The 15,563-nt window shown below is 45.1% G+C and carries 18 protein-coding genes (1 of these 18 running past the window's edge); 11 read left to right on the top strand and 7 right to left on the bottom strand.

Features of this window, described 5'->3' with window-relative positions; all coding sequences use genetic code 11:
• The first annotated feature begins 2 nt into the window (after nt 1-2).
• From ICL80_RS13155 to ICL80_RS13115, 9 genes are all read left to right on the top strand, one after another.
• Nucleotides 3-926 (top strand): hypothetical protein, encoded by a 924-nt coding sequence (locus tag ICL80_RS13155; protein WP_194212993.1) that lies wholly within the window; start codon nt 3-5, stop codon nt 924-926.
• A 433-nt stretch (nt 927-1,359) separates the two neighbouring features.
• Entirely contained in the window at nt 1,360-2,904 is a 1,545-nt protein-coding gene (locus tag ICL80_RS13150) for a 2-isopropylmalate synthase (RefSeq protein ID WP_194212992.1), read from the top strand.
• A 260-nt stretch (nt 2,905-3,164) separates the two neighbouring features.
• Nucleotides 3,165-3,659: an outer membrane beta-barrel protein gene (locus tag ICL80_RS13145; protein WP_194212991.1), complete on the top strand. Its 495-nt coding sequence runs from the start codon at nt 3,165-3,167 to the stop codon at nt 3,657-3,659.
• A 461-nt stretch (nt 3,660-4,120) separates the two neighbouring features.
• Nucleotides 4,121-5,155, top strand: a complete 1,035-nt coding sequence (locus ICL80_RS13140) for a rod shape-determining protein (RefSeq protein ID WP_194212990.1) — start codon at nt 4,121-4,123, stop codon at nt 5,153-5,155.
• 76 nt (nt 5,156-5,231) lie between these two features.
• Nucleotides 5,232-6,137: a rod shape-determining protein MreC gene (gene mreC, locus ICL80_RS13135; protein ID WP_194212989.1), complete on the top strand. Its 906-nt coding sequence runs from the start codon at nt 5,232-5,234 to the stop codon at nt 6,135-6,137.
• On the top strand, nt 6,137-6,643 hold the full coding sequence (mreD, locus tag ICL80_RS13130) for a rod shape-determining protein MreD (protein WP_194212988.1): 507 nt from the start codon (nt 6,137-6,139) through the stop codon (nt 6,641-6,643). Before mreC ends, mreD begins: the two co-directional genes overlap by 1 nt.
• 3 nt (nt 6,644-6,646) lie before the next feature.
• Entirely contained in the window at nt 6,647-8,506 is a 1,860-nt protein-coding gene (gene mrdA, locus ICL80_RS13125) for a penicillin-binding protein 2 (RefSeq protein WP_194212987.1), read from the top strand.
• Nucleotides 8,506-9,660 carry a rod shape-determining protein RodA gene (gene rodA, locus ICL80_RS13120; protein ID WP_194212986.1) on the top strand — a complete coding sequence of 385 codons (1,155 nt, stop codon included), beginning with the start codon at nt 8,506-8,508 and terminating at the stop codon, nt 9,658-9,660. Before mrdA ends, rodA begins: the two co-directional genes overlap by 1 nt.
• A 122-nt stretch (nt 9,661-9,782) precedes the next feature.
• A complete protein-coding gene (locus tag ICL80_RS13115; RefSeq protein WP_228073520.1) occupies nt 9,783-10,253 on the top strand; it encodes a transcriptional repressor in 471 nt (156 codons plus the stop codon).
• Between the two features lie 10 nt (nt 10,254-10,263).
• Here ICL80_RS13115 and msrA read toward each other — a convergent pair whose 3' ends face one another.
• A complete protein-coding gene (gene msrA, locus ICL80_RS13110; protein ID WP_194212982.1) occupies nt 10,264-10,734 on the bottom strand; it encodes a peptide-methionine (S)-S-oxide reductase MsrA in 471 nt (156 codons plus the stop codon).
• A 105-nt stretch (nt 10,735-10,839) separates the two neighbouring features.
• Here msrA and ICL80_RS13105 point away from each other — a divergent pair, with 105 nt between their 5' ends.
• On the top strand, nt 10,840-11,184 hold the full coding sequence (locus tag ICL80_RS13105) for a hypothetical protein (RefSeq protein WP_194212980.1): 345 nt from the start codon (nt 10,840-10,842) through the stop codon (nt 11,182-11,184).
• 26 nt (nt 11,185-11,210) lie between these two features.
• On the opposite strand, the gene ICL80_RS13100 is transcribed toward ICL80_RS13105, so the two are convergent.
• From ICL80_RS13100 to ICL80_RS13090, 3 genes are read right to left on the bottom strand one after another with little or no spacing between them, the layout of a single operon-like run.
• Nucleotides 11,211-11,588, bottom strand: a complete 378-nt coding sequence (locus tag ICL80_RS13100) for an acyl-CoA thioesterase (RefSeq protein WP_194212978.1) — start codon at nt 11,586-11,588, stop codon at nt 11,211-11,213.
• On the bottom strand, nt 11,578-12,732 hold the full coding sequence (locus ICL80_RS13095) for a mechanosensitive ion channel family protein (RefSeq protein ID WP_194212976.1): 1,155 nt from the start codon (nt 12,730-12,732) through the stop codon (nt 11,578-11,580). The genes ICL80_RS13100 and ICL80_RS13095 overlap by 11 nt, the downstream gene beginning before the upstream one ends.
• Before the next feature lie 5 nt (nt 12,733-12,737).
• Nucleotides 12,738-12,998, bottom strand: coding sequence for a hypothetical protein (locus tag ICL80_RS13090; RefSeq protein WP_194215944.1), 261 nt, complete (start codon nt 12,996-12,998; stop codon nt 12,738-12,740).
• 164 nt (nt 12,999-13,162) lie between these two features.
• On the opposite strand from ICL80_RS13090, the gene ICL80_RS13085 reads away from it, so the two are divergent.
• A complete protein-coding gene (locus ICL80_RS13085) occupies nt 13,163-13,591 on the top strand; it encodes a CBS domain-containing protein (protein ID WP_194212974.1) in 429 nt (142 codons plus the stop codon).
• Between the two features lie 20 nt (nt 13,592-13,611).
• On the opposite strand, the gene ICL80_RS13080 is transcribed toward ICL80_RS13085, so the two are convergent.
• The 3 genes from ICL80_RS13080 to ICL80_RS13070 all read right to left on the bottom strand — a co-directional run.
• Nucleotides 13,612-14,817: a TIGR04063 family PEP-CTERM/XrtA system glycosyltransferase gene (locus tag ICL80_RS13080; RefSeq protein WP_194212972.1), complete on the bottom strand. Its 1,206-nt coding sequence runs from the start codon at nt 14,815-14,817 to the stop codon at nt 13,612-13,614.
• 83 nt (nt 14,818-14,900) lie between these two features.
• Nucleotides 14,901-15,116, bottom strand: coding sequence for a helix-turn-helix domain-containing protein (locus ICL80_RS13075; RefSeq protein ID WP_194212970.1), 216 nt, complete (start codon nt 15,114-15,116; stop codon nt 14,901-14,903).
• A gap of 13 nt (nt 15,117-15,129) precedes the next feature.
• Nucleotides 15,130-15,563, bottom strand: the 3' portion of a protein-coding gene (locus ICL80_RS13070; RefSeq protein ID WP_194212968.1) for a DUF2975 domain-containing protein. 97 nt of this gene lie beyond the right edge of the window; the window shows 434 of its 531 coding nt (coding positions 98-531); its start codon lies off the right edge, out of view; the stop codon is at nt 15,130-15,132.

The raw sequence follows: 15,563 nt of genomic DNA, 5'->3' as shown, positions 1-15,563 counted from the left end.
GCATGAGAAAACTTAGTAGGCTGCTAATGAATGCAGGGGTGATTTCATGCTTTTCCCTTTTAGGTGTTGGGCAGGCCTCTTTCGCTCAGGAACGAACGAATGTACCACCTGTTATGCAGAAAGCACCGCCGCCTGAATTGCCTAATCAAATGGATATTGTACGTGCTTTTTTTAAAGAAAATAAGCGTATGAACAGGCCTAAATTTATTCTGTTCTGGAATAGAGAATTATCCGATGAAGTAGTAACATATTATATTGATTACCAGGCTAAACAGGCAGAGGCAACAGGTGGTTCTATATCCGCATATGGGCGCGATAGTACCAGTGTTGTAGGTGGAACATGGACAGGAGCTGGGGTTTCCGCAACCTCTCGGCGTTCGGTTGATATCTCAGGCTCAACAGTCGAAGCTACACGTGTTGATCAGGTAGGTGTGGCACGGATGAACAAGGATGAGGCAAGAAAAAACCTTGACGAGCTTATTAATATGAAGCTTGAAAGCAGCTTTAAGAGCATGTTTATTAAAGGTGGCGCTAGGCTTATTAACCGTGAAATGGCTATAAGAACGACCGGTGTTACCGCCAAAGCTGATGAAAAAATAAATACGCATGCGCTTGAAACATCTGCCATAGTAGGCAAGGCAGACCTGTTGGTTGAAATTGTTTTAACCCCAAGTTTTGAGAGCGAAACAGGGCTTGCGTTTCAAGCAAATGTTGTTGTTATTGAAACGGGCGAAACCTTAGCTAGCGTATTTACAGAAGCGATGCCTCCGACAATTGATACCGTAAGTTATGAGGCAACATCGAATGGTTTTGTTAGAAACGTTAATAGGGAAGGTTTTTCTGACCAAACTATAGGGAAGCAGTTGGCGATTGATACAATGCGCGAGATAACTGACTATTGGCGCATGATGTTTGCCATGGAGTAAATGTCGTAATTCCAACCAAAGGGAAGGCGGCCTTGTGCCGCCTTTTTACCAGATTAATGGAAAGAATAGTTGATTTGCCTCTTGCTTATCGGTGATAATCTGATAAATCGTATGAATAGATATGAACTATGAACAATATTTGTGTAGGCTATTAATAGATTTAGAATGACTGTAAGAGAAAGACATAACATCCCATCCCATCGCCGTCGTGCGAAGGCTGCTGTTATATCTGCAGCACGTGCGGGCCATGCTCGTGCTTTGCTGCTTTCTTTTTCTCTTCTACTAAGCCTCCTTCTTCTACTGGGTGCTGGTCGACTAATTGGCCCTTAAGCACGCAGGCAAGAGTACATTCAGATATGTGCTTCGGTGTTTAAGGGTAGTGCCAACTGATACCTTAATTTCAGTCTTTTAATAAATATCAGGAAGTAGAATTATGTCACACAGTGAAGCTAACCGTGTGCGGATTTTTGACACGACACTGCGCGATGGTGAACAGTCACCGGGCGCGTCAATGACGCTTGAAGAAAAACTCAGAATTGCCGAAGTATTGGAGGCGATGAAAGTTGATGTGATTGAAGCCGGTTTTGCCATTGCTTCAAATGGTGATTTTGAATGTGTTCAAAAAATTGCAGAGCAAATAAAAAATTCGACAGTGTGTTCCCTAGCGCGTGCAGCGCTTGGTGATATTGAACGTGCAGGCGAGGCGATTAAGCCAGCAAAATCTGGCCGCATTCACACATTTATTGCAACAAGTCCTCTTCATATGCAGGTGAAGCTGCAAATGGACCCAGAAGACGTGATCGAAGCGATCCATAAATCGGTAAGTCATGCTCGCAAATATACAGATGATGTAGAATGGTCGGCAGAAGATGCGACCCGCAGTGAATTACCGTTTTTGTACCGGGCTATTGAAACAGCGATCAAGGCGGGGGCTACCACAATTAACCTGCCCGATACTGTGGGATATGCGACGCCAGATGAATATATGGCGATGTTCCGGTCGGTTATTGCGAATGTAGCAAATGCAGATAAGGCTATTTTTTCGACCCATTGTCATAATGATTTGGGCCTTGCTGTTGCAAATTCGCTTGCGGGTGTTGCAGGCGGTGCCCGGCAGATTGAATGCACCATCAATGGTATTGGTGAGCGTGCGGGCAACGCTGCTATGGAAGAGGTTGTGATGGCGATTAAAACGCGTGGTGACGCGCTACCCTTTCATACCCGCATTGTAACGCCAGAGATAATGCGAGCCAGCAAGCTTGTTTCAACTGTTACCGGGTTTGCGGTACAGAATAACAAGGCTATTGTTGGTGCAAATGCCTTTGCGCATGAAAGCGGTATTCACCAGGATGGTATGCTAAAAAATGCTGAAACATATGAAATTATGACACCAGCATCTATTGGGCTTATGAAATCATCCCTTACGATGGGTAAGCACTCAGGCCGTCATGCTTTTGCAGATAAGCTTAAAGATTTAGGCTATGAACTGGGCGATAATGCTTTTCAGGAATGTTTCCGACGTTTTAAGGCGCTTGGTGACCGCAAGAAAAATATTTACGACGAAGATATTATTGCGCTCGTAGACGACGAAGTTGCCACAAGCGCAAATCGCATGCAGGTTTTGTCCCTGAACACTTACTCTTCAAGTTTGGGCAGTGCTGTATCTGACCTGACAATGACAATTGACGGTGAAAAGAAAAAAACCGTTACGTATGGCTCAGGCCCAGTTGATGCTGCGTTCGTTGCTATTAAGGAACTGATTGGCTTTGAACCGCACTTACAGCTCTTTCAGGTTCATGCTGTTACGCATGGCACAGATGCACAGGCAGAATGCACAGTGCGCCTTGAGCATGAGGGGCGAACCGTCAACGGGCAGGGTGCGCACGAAGATACAGTAACCGCTGCGGCGCGTGCTTATGTTTCTGCTGTGAATAAGCTTTTGGTGAAGCGTGATAAATCAGCCCCTGGCCCTAAATAAGCCATTATTGCATTACTATTATAAGAACAATTCAAGGGCGCCTTTTGGCGCTCTTGTGCGTTTTTGGCGCGTTTTAACTCATTGAAATAAAGTCATTATATGATAAATCAACTATAAGTTGTATTATTGCAACAATATTGAGGTAATAAATAATAAGCCCCTGTTTTTGAAGGTAATTTAATTGCCTTTAAGGCATCCCTCTGACTAGAAAGACGCGCATTTATAAATGCAATTGTATTTAGTTAATGGGAAAAAATTTCATGAAAAATATTTTTAAAGTAGCATTGGCTGCGCTTGCAACGTCTGTCGCATTTTCTGCACATGCAGATGATGCAAAACTCTTTAATGGTGCCTATGTTGGTGCAGAACTTGGCTATGCTGATTTCTCTGGCGGCCTTGACGGTATTTCATATGGCGGTTTTGCTGGCGGTCGTATCCAGCTCGAAAACAACATTGTTCTAGGTGTTGAAGGTGCTTTTGGTAGCGCAGATGTTGATTATCTTGATCATATCTGGTCTGTAACCGGTACTGTTGGTCTGGTTGTTGGCGAAGATAAAAAAGGCCTTGTGTACGTTGGTGGTGGCTATACTAAAGCAAAAGCTTCAGCTTTTGGTGTTAGTGTTACCGGTGATGACTATGCTGTAAAGGCTGGTTACGAGTATGCTTTGTCAAGCCGCTTCAGCGTACGGGGTCAGGTTATTACAGCTGGCTTTGACGATACGCAGTTTGGTCTTGGCGTTCTTGCTCGCTTCTAGGCCTTTAGCTTTTATATATGGAGATAAACCCCGATTTTTCGGGGTTTATCTTTTCTTTTTCTATTCAGGAATGTCGTGAAGATTTACTGACCCCGCCATTATGATTGCGGCACCAAAGCGTATTTTATTAACCTTGGTAGGTTTTTGGCCAACAATTGTGAAAGGCAGAACATTTTCTGTAAGGCTACTATAGTAGCGCCGTGCCCGATTACAGCGCCAAGCATATTTAATCTGTGAAATCTTTTTGAAATTGATCCAAGCTTAACCAGAAGTGAATAAAACTCATACTGAGCATCACACAGGCCTTTATTTTGCCGAAAAACCAGAAAAATGCATGAAAAAACACAAACTTGCCGTATTCATGTGTAAGAACTCTTGTTTCCTTAAGCCAACTGTCCCATAACCGATATTGTAACCATATAAAAAGGTCCTTGGGGCCTTTAACCATAAGAGGCGGATAAATGCTATCTAAGCTGCTCGGCATGTTTTCATCTGACATGGCCATTGATCTGGGTACAGCCAACACCCTTGTTTATGTTAAAGGACGGGGCATTGTGCTTAATGAACCGTCAGTTGTTGCAATTAAAAGTGAAAACGGACGCGACCGTGTACTGGCGGTAGGCGATGAGGCTAAGCTCATGCTGGGGCGCACACCTAGCGGTATTCAGGCAATACGCCCGCTACGCGATGGTGTCATTGCTGATTTCCATGTCGCCGAACAGATGATTAAGCATTTTATCCAAAAAGTTCATAACCGTTCATTCGCTGCCCCTGAAGTTGTTGTATGTGTGCCTTCGGGGTCTACTGCTGTTGAAAGAAAAGCTATTCAGGAATCGGCAGAGCAGGCTGGTGCCCGTAAAGTTTACCTTATAGATGAACCAATGGCGGCTGCTATTGGGGCTGGTTTGCCAGTTACAGAGCCACAGGGTTCTATGGTTGTTGATATTGGCGGTGGTACAACAGAAGTGGCTGTTATTTCTCTTTGCGGAATTGTGTTTGCCACATCTGTGCGTGTTGGCGGCGATAAAATGGATGAAGCCATCATTGGGTATATTCGCCGAAACCATAATCTGCTGATTGGTGAAGCAACAGCAGAACGAATCAAGAAAGAAATTGGCACGGCACTTGTGCCTGAAGACGGTGTCGGCGCTGTTATGACCATTAAGGGGCGTGACCTGATGAACGGTGTGCCAAAAGAGCTTGAAATTAATCAGTTGCAAGTGGCTGAAGCACTCTCTGAGCCTGTGAGCGCTATTGTTGAGGGTGTTAAAGTTGCGCTAGAGCAAACGGCGCCTGAATTGGCGGCCGATATTGTGGACCGGGGTGTTGTTTTAACCGGTGGCGGTGGCTTGTTGCAGAATATTGATACTGTTATTCGGCGCGCAACAGGTTTGCCTGTAACGGTTGCAGAGGAACCGCTTACCTGCGTTGCACTTGGCACTGGTCGTGCCCTTGAAGATGAAAAGCTGCGTCTGGTTTTGACTGAGAGCTATTAGAACAAAGAATTGATAAACCGGCTTCTGCGGGAAAGCCGGTTTTATTCTACGAGGAGGATGTCTTCTGAAACCGCTCTTGCTGTCACGAGGGGGATCAAGTGGTGGGTCCGGCGTACGTCGCACGGGCCGCGGTAGAGAGACTCTTTGGTTTTATTTTCTTATTACGCTTGTATTTTTGGGCTTGGAGCTTTTTGGCTCTGGCGTACCGTCACAGATACGTGCGATTGCCAGCGATATTGTAAGCCCTGTTTTAAGCACGCTTGAGCGCCCTGTTAGAATTGCCCAGTCTGGCCTCGAGCGACTAGCTGGCGTGTCTGATATTTATCAGGAAAATGAAGATTTACGCGGGGAAAACGAACGCCTTAAACAGTGGCGTCAGGCGGCAATGCAGTTGAGCCGCGAAAATGAAACGTTGCGCAAAATCTTAAAAGTGCCCAAACGAGAAATTCCTCCCGCAGCAACAGCTCGTGTTATTGGTGTTGGTGGGGGTAGTTTTGAACGCAGCATTCTTACCAATGCCGGGCAAGGTGACGGCGTAAAAAATAGCCAGCCGGTCGTTGATGAAAATGGTCTTATTGGCCGTGTTATTCAGGTAGGATATTTAACAAGCAGAGTTCTGCTGATTACTGATCTAAATAGCCGTGTGCCTGTTCGTCTCGAACGTACCGGTGATGTTGCCATTGCCGAGGGGCAAAATGAGGCTTATCTGCGGCTTCAGTATTTGGCAAAGAATATTCATGTTGAAATTGGTGACAGGGTTATTACCTCTGGTCATGGCGGCGTTTTCCCTCCTGATTTGCCGGTGGCAAGAGTTAGCCATATTGATGGGGACTATATTTTTCTTGAGCCTGTAGGGCTTTTGGGCAGGCTTGATCATGTACGCATTATGGCCTACAGCACATTGCCTGAAACGGCTGACTTAGCTGAGGGACTTCTGGAAGAAGGCACGAGTAATACGACAACGGAAGAGGGTGCAGAATAATGGCAAAAGCTAGATCTGCCATAGTGTCCAGCGGCCCTGTTGGTTTTTTACCAGTTAGTATTACTTTTTTCATGGCAATTTTAATGCTGCTGCCCATTGGTAGTGGCGCCTCTAATATTATTATGCCGCATCTTGTTATGATCTCTATATTTTACTGGTTATCCTCACGGCCGCTGTTAATGCCTTACGGAGCCTGTGCAGTTTTAGGCTTGTGTATTGACCTATGGCTTAATGTACCGTTAGGGCTTAATATGTTGTTGTTGCTTTTAACGCGTCTTTTTGTACTGAATCAGCTTAAACATTATAAAGGCCGTAACAGGGCAGTGCACTGGGGTGTTTTTGCCGTTATGTCGTGCGGACTATATTTGATTTCATGGATACTGTTTTCGGCTATTCATAGCGAATTTTGGCCAATTAAACCGGTCTTGATGCAGTGGCTTGTAACAGCCTTTTCCTACGCCCCTGTTGCTTTTCTTCTGGGGCGCCTTAGGCGCTGGGCGTGGTAAGCGATGGCAAGAGAGGGCCTTAGATACCAAACCTTTAGCCGGCGAGCTTTTTTATTGGCAGGAGCAAAAGGGCTTGCTTTTACAGCCCTTGCTGGGCGGCTATATTATTTGTCCATTGTAAACGGTGAGCAATATAAATTACGGGCAGAAAAAAATCGTATTTCTATTCGCCTTACGCCGCCAGAGCGCGGCGAAATCCTTGACCGTAACGGCATAAAAATTGCTACAAACCGCCCAGATTTTAGCGTTTTTTTAATCCCGGAACAGGCGCACGATGTGGTTGCTACTTTGCAAAAACTGGGGCGCATAGTTAAGTTGGATGAAAGACGCTTAACCCGTGTGCGGCGGCAAATTAGCAGGCAGCGAAAGTTTTTCCCGGTTACGGTGGCACAGGGGCTTGATTGGCAAACGTTTTCAAAGGTGAATGTTGCAATGCCTGAATTGCCCGGTGTTGAAACAACTGCTGGATTATCTCGGTTTTATCCAAAAGGGTATGAAGTTGCTCATATCGTTGGGTATTTAGCATCACCCGACGAGGAAGAAGTTCGCCTCCACCCCATGTACCGACTCCCCGGTTTCAAGGTGGGGCGACAGGGCATTGAAAAACGTTTTGAAAATTATCTGCGCGGCACAGCGGGCACACGCCGTGTTGAAGTGAATGCTGTAGGGCGTGAAATTCGAGATCTGCCTCCCAAGGAAGAGGCTGTAAAAGGCAATGACTTGCATTTGGCGCTTGATATAAATCTGCAAAGCTATGCTTTGGAGCAATTAAATGAGAATGCGGCAGGCGTGGTTGCTATGGATGTCAATTCAGGTGACGTGCTGGCACTTGCGTCCGCGCCCAGTTACGACCCGAATGAGTTTAACCGGGGTATTAGTCAAGAGAATTGGCAGGGTTTACTGAATGACCCGAGAAAGCCTCTTTTGAACAAGTGCTTGTCTGGGCAGTATCCGCCGGGTTCAACCATTAAAATGGTTATTGCTCTTGCGGCGCTTGAGCACGGTATCATTACGCAGGACACAAAGTTTTACTGTAATGGCAACCATAAACTGGGCGACCATACCTTTCACTGTTGGAAAAGAGGGGGGCACGGAACACTGGATCTACTTGGGGCCATATCCAATAGCTGCGATGTTTATTTCTATGAAATAGCAGAAAGGCTGGACGTTGATATGATCGCCGATATGAGCCGTCGTTTCGGCCTTGGCGAAAGTTTTGAATTGGGGGTGGACGGTGAAAAACCAGGCTTGGTGCCAGATAGACGCTGGAAGTCCGTTTTTTTACAGCAAAACTGGCAACTTGGAGACACGTTAAATGTGGCGATTGGTCAGGGAGCCATGCTTGTTACACCCTTGCAATTGGCTGTAATGGTATCTCGCATTGCATCGGGTATGAGTGTGCGGCCTTTATTGATCCGTGAGAATGATGTTTTAAAACGGTCGGATCAGCTCGAGTTCAGCGCAGATGGTGTTTTTAACCAATTGGATGTTAACCCCTTACACTTGCGTATTGTTAGAAAAGGTATGGAAATGGTTATGGCTGCAGGCGGTACCGCACACGATTACCGCAGGCCAAAGAGCGCCATAAAACAGGCAGGTAAAACAGGTACAGCACAGGTTCGTCGCATTACAAAAGAAGAGCGAGTAACAGGAGTGCTGGATAATAATGAATTACCTTGGGGCGCGCGGGACCATGCATTGTTTGTGGGGTTTGCGCCAGTAGAGGCGCCCCGTGTTGCGGTCGCTGTGCTGGTGCAGCACGGCGGCGGCGGTTCGAAAGTAGCGGCGCCTATAGCCCGTGCCGTTATGGACAAAGCACTTGAACTTATGGATGCAAAAGAGCTTGATGAGGGGCAACTGTAATGGGCACTACACGGATGTTTGGCCCTAGAAGGGTAGACAAAAGCCTATATCAGCGTTTGGCTAGCTTGAATTGGGGAATTATTGCCTTGATTGTGTGCCTTGCAGGTGTTGGTGTTGCCATGCTTTATTCTGTTTCTGGCGGGTACTGGGAACCTTGGGCATCACGTCATACCGTGCGCTTTGGCTTTGCGTTTATTCTAATGCTGGTTATTGCTGTAACTGATATTCGCTACTGGATGGCAATGGCTTATCCTGCATGGGTCTTAGGCTTATTGTTGCTTGTGCTGGTTGAGTTTATTGGGGCTACTGGTATGGGGGGGCAGCGCTGGCTTGATATTGGGGTTATGCGTATTCAGCCTTCCGAGCTTGTCAAAATTGCAGTTATTATGGCGCTTGCACGGTACTTTCATGGCCGTACCTATGATCAGGCTCGTAGTCTAAGGTCACTATTTATACCCTTTATCCTTATTTTTATCCCAGCACTTTTGGTTATCAGGCAGCCTGATTTTGGTACAGGCCTTATGATCATTATGGGCGGAGCCTCTATTCTGTTTTTAAGCGGGTTGCCTGCATGGATTTTTGTAGCTGCCGGGGTTAGTGTTACAGCGGCAGTTCCTATTGTGTGGCAATTAATGAAAAGCTATCAGCGTGACCGGGTTTTGACATTTCTGAACCCTGAAGCAGACCCATTAGGAGCAGGGTATCAGATAACACAATCAAAAATTGCTCTTGGCTCAGGGGGGCTTATGGGCAAAGGTTTTATGGAGGGTACCCAAAGCCATTTGAATTTTTTACCTGAAATGAAAACTGATTTTATCTTTACCGTGTTGGTAGAGGAGTTTGGTCTTGTTGGCGCGATTGTTGTTTTAACTATGTATGCCACAGTTTTGATTTATGCCTTGCTCATTGGTATTGGGTGTAGAAATCAGTTCGGCAGGCTTATGGCTTCAGGGTTGGCGATTACTCTATTTTTATATGTGTTTATAAATGTGGGTATGGTGATGGGGCTTATGCCGGTTGTTGGTGTGCCATTGCCGCTTATTTCATACGGGGGGTCTGCCATGCTCACATGGTCGGTTGCTTTCGGGCTTATTCTCTCTGTTGCTATTCACCGCCATGTTACATTGGCACCGCGTGGCAGTGGTATTGGGTAATAAGGTGCAGGCATACTGAAGAGCTGTTGTACATCATTGACGTAGCCGTCTCACTAACAATATGCTATTGAGTTGCTGTAAGGCAGGGTACAGTTAAGTCCTGTAAAGTTAAGGGGAAGTTGGTGCCAAAAAAGCATGATCATACGCTATGTGTAGACCAGGCTGTTGCCGAGGCGGAGCGGCTATGTAATGCGCGTGGGTCGCGCTTTACAAAGCTCCGCAAACAAATACTCGTCATGATCTGGCAAGGCCATAAAGCCGTAAAAGCATATGATTTACTAGACCAACTTGCTGTTGAAGGTGGGTCAGCTAAGCCGCCGACGGTCTACCGAGCACTTGATTTCTTGATGGAAGAAGGGCTGGTTCATAAAATTCAATCCCTGAATGCCTATATTGGATGTCCGCACCCAGGCGACCAGCATATTAGCCAGTTTCTGATTTGTGATAAATGTGAAACCGTACAGGAAGTTATGACCGATGCTTTGGGCGAGGCCGTAACGGAAGCTGCAAGGGCTGCTTTTTTTACCATTCGAAGGCAGACATTAGAGTTGCATGGTCTTTGTCAAACATGCACGGGAATTAGTGGCAGCTAAAATGGCTCTATCATATGTGGCAGACAGATAGGCCACGGCGCAGTAAATACTTTTGATGATACTCCTCAGCGGGCCAATATGTTCTTACCGGTTCTATCACCGTTACTATAGGTTTATCGTATTTTTCGGCTTTTATGAGTTCAGCCCGTTTTTTTTCAGCAAGGGTTGTTTGTTCACTGTCTTCACAGAAAATTACAGAACGATACTGTGTACCATAATCCGGTCCTTGCCGGTTGAGCTGAGTTGGGTTGTGATTCTCGAAAAATAAGTCAAGAAGTGTATTATAAGAGATGATATTAGGGTCGAATTGGACCTGTACAACTTCAGCATGTCCCGTTGTATCTGTGCACACATCCTTATAGGTTGGGTCATTCAAATGCCCGCCCATATAGCCAACAGATGTATCGATTACACCCTTTGTTGTCCTAAAAACTTCTTCTACGCCCCAAAAGCAGCCTGCACCAAATGTTGCCGTTGCCATTATTTTGACCCTTTTCATATCCTAGGTTATGACTGTATTGAATATGGGATTGCTTTTTATAATTGTCGAGTATTATCCAGTAAAAATTTGGGGAGAAGTGAAGTGATGCCTAAGAAGCTATTTTTGTATGCAGTATTTATGATGTGCGGTTTAACATCACTGACTGCAAAAGCTGACATAATCCCAAAGGATTTGCTGGAGCTTGATAAACAACGCTGTTTAAAAGACTGCGTACCGGGCTTTGGTGAAACTACATGCAAGCCGCTCTGCGACTGCACTGTAGCAGAGTTTTCCAAAAGGTTGGACTTCTCACAGTACCTTGATCTTTCGGTAGAGCTTTCAAAAAATGATTTAAAGCCCGAAAACCGAAAACTTTTAGATACTATTGCAAATTATTGCACAGCTGAAATTGAAAAAGCGGGTATTGTTGTTGGCCAACCTGCACAGTAAGATTATGTCGTGGCGTAAAGGTGGCGTTAGGCCTTTTTAGGTATAGCTTTCGGGCGCCCATTCTCATCAATTGCGACAAAAATATAGCGGCCTTCCGTTACTTTATAGCGTGTGCGTACAATGCCGCGCTCGGCATAAACATCAAGTGCCACAGTCATTGATGTTTTGCCTACTTTTTCGATCTCAGCATAAACACTAATAACATCCCCAACCAATATAGGGGTATGAAACGTCATACCCTCAATCGCAACGGTGGCAACAGGGCCTTCTGCATACGTGCTTGCGGTGTCGCCACCTGCTAAATCCATCTGTGATAAAATCCATCCTCCGAAGATATTACCATTTACATTCAGGTCTGATGGCTGGGGTATCGCCCGCAGGGTTACACGGCGCTCATCTGTCATTCTCATTACCCTTTCCGTATGGTAGCTGCGGTATTTCAAGGTTTTCACCTAAAGCTTCGATATATAGGCTTCTGCTTGGAAAGGCAAAGCCTGTGCCTGCTTCCTCTACAACTGTTTTGATATGCAACAAAAGTTTTTCTTTGATGGCCAGCCATTCAAGCCACGATGTTGTTTTGGTGAAACAATAGAGCAGGATATCAATTGAACTGGCTGAAAACTGGTCAATACGTACAAATGTCGCTGTTTCGTCAGGCTGGGCAAAGTCTGTATTGCTTTGCAGATATACTTCAATTGCTGCTCGAACATGAGTGAGCTGTTCGGATGTTGAATCATACTTGAGCCCAATTACCCATTTGATACGGCGGAAGGTCATCCGGGAAAAGTTGGTGACTGCATTATCGGCAAGTTCTGAATTGGGTACATAAACGGGCGCTTTATCAAACCGCCGTACCGTCGTGGTACGAAACCCAATATGCTCTACTGTTCCTTCAACAATGCCTTTTACCAAGATCCAGTCACCGGGCTGAAAGCGTTTTTCACCAAGCACAAACAGGCCAGCAATAAGATTTTTGAACAAATCTTGAGCACCAAGGGCTACGGCAACACCAAAAAGCCCCAAGCCTGCAATCAGAGGCCCAACTTCAATACCCCAAATCTCAAGGATAGTAGCAGCACCAAGTAAAGCAAAAGCTACCTTGATCGCTTTTGAAAGCCACTGAATCATTGAGGCAGTTAAAAAACGGTCAGCCTGTTGGAGCAATTCACTAACCGGCTCTGATATCTGGTATAGTGCCCAAAATATTGTAAAGGCTACAAGTGAGCGGTTGAGGCTTGAGAAGAAGAAGCTCGTTTTTTCATCCATTTCAAGACTACTGGTAGCCAAAAATACGCCTAGTACAATAGGTATGAAGCGCAAGGGGGCTGCCGCAGCCTCAAGAATAGAATCGTCTAAGTGGGTTGCAGTGCCTGCAGCCCAGCGCTGAAAACGTTTAAACACAAAATAGGTAAATAGGTTGCGAACAGCATAGGATAACAGAATTATACATACAGCAATCAGGATTTGGCCAATGTCAACGCCGTAAAGGCCATTGCTCCAAACATCTTTCACAAGGTTTAAAAAGTCAGTTAGTTTTTCACTATTCACGGCACTTATTCCTGCATATCGCGTTTTTCATGGCTTTTATGAATGTGGTAAGCGGCCTCATCATGACCTGACCTGTTGGAGAAAAAGAGTAAAGCCATTAACCCCCCGCCAACAGCATAAGCAAAAAAGATACCTAGCCCCATGGCAATATAGCCATGGAATGACATTTCAATGCCAAGGTAGTTTATATAAGCAGCCAACAAGACATATGATATAATGCTAACGCCGAAGCATACAGCCAGAAGTATGAGAATCTTTTGTTTCACTTTTGGGTTCCTAACAGGTTTGTTGCTTAGGCCTAAGCATATATAAGAGGAATTGCAAGATTGTACGCTCCCCTGCGAGCATTCACCGCAGGGAGCATATGGCTTTGATTCTTCCGTAAAACAGGTGCATACTGTTTATGCCTATATTAATAAGGAGATATGCCATGACAGTTCGTCGTATACTGGACAGTAAAGTTTCTGAGATAATTTCTATCGATCTTGCTGCTACTATTATGGATGTTGCAAAACTCCTTGGTGAACGACGAATTGGTGCTATTCCTGTTATGTCAAAAGGAAAACTTGCCGGGATTATATCAGAGCGCGATATTATGCGTGGTCTGGCAATTCGTGGTGGTTCGGTTCTGGCCGATAAGGTGGAAAGCTTGATGACCAAATCGGTTTTTACCTGCACACCGGATGATTCTATTCACAAGCTTATGTCTATGATGACAGAACGCCGGATTCGCCATATTCCTATTATGGACAACAACGAACTTATCGGCATGATATCTATTGGTGACGTTGTGAAAGAACGGATGGCTGAAACTGAAAAAGAAGCTAGCGCTTTGAAAGAATATATCGCGTCTGCCTAGAAATAATAGATACAAGCACCTTAGCTTCTAGCCCTAAAGCATGTATTATAAACAGATACATAGTTGCTCACGCTTTTTTGCCAGTTACGTTCTGTTTCTACATAAGACCGGCCTGCCGTTATGATAGCAGGCCATGTGTCTCTGTTTTCAATCAGGCTATTGCATACATTGACTAGGCTTTCACTGTTATCTGCCTCAAACAGCTTGCCGTTGATATTTTGCTGGATCAGTTCGCGGTGACCACCTATGTCAGATGCGAGCACAAGCTTGCCCATTGCCATTGCTTCAAGGGGTTTTAAAGGGGTAACAGTCTCTGTTAGCCTAATTGAGTGGCGCGGATAAACCATAATATCGGTAAGGCTATAATAGTCTCTCACTGTATCATGAGGAACGCGGCCCGTAAAAATTACATGCTCTGTTAAGTTTAGATCATTTGTTAATTGTTTAAGCTTTTCCTCATCTGGCCCGCCGCCGACAAGAAGCAAGCGAATGTCGGGTTGCATTTTAATAAGCTCAGGCAAGGCTTTGACCAGAAAGAGTAACCCCTCATAGGCATAAAAAGACCCAATGAAGCCTAACACTATTTTGTTTTGCAGCTTCAGGCTTTGTGCGAGCGTTTCGTTTTTGTGCGCTATAAGCGGGAACTTTTTGATGTCGACAGCATTAGGAATAAGAGTAACTTTATCCTCTGCAATGCCACGGGCAATAATGTCTTGTTTTAGGCCTTCGCAAATGGCTGTAACGGCTGTTGCCTTTTTAAAAGCTCTGGTCTCAAGGCCGCGGCTTATCCTATAGCGTAAACTTTTTGCTTTTGTCGTTCCAAGGTCAACGGCAGCATCTTCCCAAAAAGCCCTTACTTCATAAACTATAGGAATTTTACCTCGCACTTTATTTGCAGGGAAAAAGTTCAAAACTGGCGAATGTGCGTGAATGATGTCTGGTTTTATTTCAGGTATGAGTATTTTAAGCCGGTTTTTCGTCAACCGCATTTCTTGTATATACTGTAAGCCTGCGGGCAAGCGTAGGTGTGAACCATCATTTGGTGTTCGGTATATTGTCCAGCCTTCGATCAGTTCTTCAAACTGGTCTGTGTTTCCGTGCCGCGCAGTCGTATATAGAACAGGGTTCCATCCCATCGCCTTTTGTTGATGCATAATCGACATAGTGCGGAAAACATAACCGCTATGTTTTGGGAGCGAATGGTCCAGAATATGTAGTATGCGCATATGAACTTTATTTACTAATGATAATAATGAATAGGCGTACTATGCATACTATTATCTTAAATGTACATCATCCAATATGTGGATTAGGTGTCGGTATCTGGTGTGAATATTAAGATGTCAGCAGGTTGGCACTCAAGGTAGGCACAGATTGCCTCCAGTGTGCCAAATCGTATGCCTTTCACTTTTCCTGACTTTAAAAGGCTTAAGTTGGCTTCAGTAATGCCTATGTGCGCAGCAAGGTCTTTCGATTTCACCTTGCGTTCGGCCAGTAATATATCAAGCTTTACAATAATGGGCATCCAGGCTTTCCCGCTATATAATCTGGTCAAGTTCTTCTTGTTGCTGGCGGGCAACATGAACAATATGAGCAAAAACAAAAGCAAAAATAGCAGGGAGTAGGGCAAAGATGTCATGACTGGATATACTAATGCTAAGCTCTTTCTGCCCTTCTGGGTATGTTGCTGTAATGATAAGAATCAGGACCGTGCGGTGCAGGAATTGTGTAACGACAAACCATATCATGGCTTGGCCAAATTTTTGACAGGCACTTTCACATGCTTCACTAAGCCATGCGTTGTTTTCGATCATGGTTATAAGGCGCAGTAAGTAAACCAAAGCACCGGCCAATATAAGAGCAGGTAGAGCAACAACGGCAAACCCTGCTATCTTTTGCCACTGTGTTAAGGCGCTTAAGCCACCATAATCCGCAAGAATTTCATGTTGGGCTATAAAAGTGTAATCACTTT

It is taken from the genome of Kordiimonas pumila (genome assembly GCF_015240255.1).
GTDB classification, from domain to species: domain Bacteria; phylum Pseudomonadota; class Alphaproteobacteria; order Sphingomonadales; family Kordiimonadaceae; genus Kordiimonas; species Kordiimonas pumila.
The sequence above is the reverse complement of the archived record's forward strand: the minus strand, read 5'-3'. Positions and strand labels throughout refer to the sequence as shown.